The sequence below is a fragment of the Streptomyces phaeochromogenes genome (assembly GCF_001418655.1).
GTDB lineage: Bacteria > Actinomycetota > Actinomycetes > Streptomycetales > Streptomycetaceae > Streptomyces > Streptomyces phaeochromogenes.
Genome location: NZ_LIQZ01000486.1, coordinates 1 through 1,247, shown reverse-complemented (window position 1 = coordinate 1,247; position 1,247 = coordinate 1). Strand labels below are relative to the sequence as shown.

At 71.7% G+C, this 1,247-nt stretch carries 1 protein-coding gene; it reads right to left on the bottom strand.

Going from position 1 to position 1,247, the window contains the following annotated elements; translation table 11 throughout:
• Positions 1-1,247, bottom strand: a 1,247-nt coding sequence (locus AOK17_RS43515; protein WP_157881526.1) for an AMP-binding protein, incomplete at both ends; no start/stop codon positions are given.

The following is a 1,247-nucleotide window of genomic DNA, read 5'->3' as shown; positions in this document are numbered from 1 at the left end:
GGCACCCGGGACATGACCTCGTGGTTGGTGTCGTCCGAGGTCTCGGTCAGCCCGTACGCGTTGACCAGCCGGATGCCGGGCTCGGCCGCGAACCAGCGCTCGACGAGCTCCTTCTTCACCGCTTCCCCGGTGACCGACACGCAGTGCAGGTCGGGCAGTTCGCGCGGGCGCTGCTCCAACTCGGCGAGCACGGCCTCCAGATACGACGGGACCACCTGGAGGACGTTGACCCGGCCGCCGGTGATGGTGTCCACGAACCGCGGGACGTCCAGGATCACCTCCTGTTCGACCAGCAGGGTCCGGCCGCCGACCAGGAGTGCGGAGACCAGCTGCCACAGCGAGATGTCGAAGCACTGGGGTGCGGTCTGGGCGACCACCTGGCCCTCGCCGACGCCCAGGTCGTCGAGCTTGGCGTGGACGTGGTTCAGGAAGCCGGCGTGCTCGCACATCGCGCCCTTGGGCTCACCGGTGGAGCCGGACGTGAAGTAGATGTAGGCGAGTTGGCCGGCGGCGACGGGGATGCCGAGGTCGCTGTCGGGGTGGTTCTCCGCGTAGGCCGTGTCGACGTGCAGGACGCGGGCGTCGGTGTCCGCCTCGTCCAGGGTGGCGGTGCTGCCGTCCTCCGTCAGGACGAGTTCGCAGCCGGAGCGTGCCAGGGTGGCCGCGATGCGTTCGGCGGGGAAGTGCGGCTCGATGGGCAGATACACGCCGCCCGCCTTGAGGACGGCGAGGACGGCGGCCATCCAGTCCAGGTCGCGTTCCATGACCACGGCGACGACTTCCTCGCGCCGCAGTCCGCGGGTCAGCAGGGCCCGACCGAGCTGGTTCGCCCGGGAGTTGAGCTCCCGGTACGTCCAATCGTGGTCGCCCCGCACGGCGGCGACGGCGTCGGGATGCGCCAACACCCTTGCCTCGAACAGCTCGTGGACCCGGCGGTCCGGCAGCTCACGGTGCGGCCCCGCCAACCCATGGAGCTGGAGCCGGAGTTCGCCGTCGGACAGCAGACTCTGCCGGCCGGGCTCGGCGTCCGGGGCCGCGGTGAGCTGGGTGAGCGCGGTGAGGTGGTACCCGGCGATCCGGGCGGCGGCGTCCGCGTCGAGGACGTCGGTGCGGTAGCGCAGGCGCAGGGTGTGGTCCTCGAACGCCACGTGCAGCACGGTGTCCTCGGGGCCCCGGCCGCCGTGCGGATCGAGCACGGTCTCGAAGGCGGCCTGTTCGTCTCCCGCCCCCTGCGCGGCCAGGTCCGC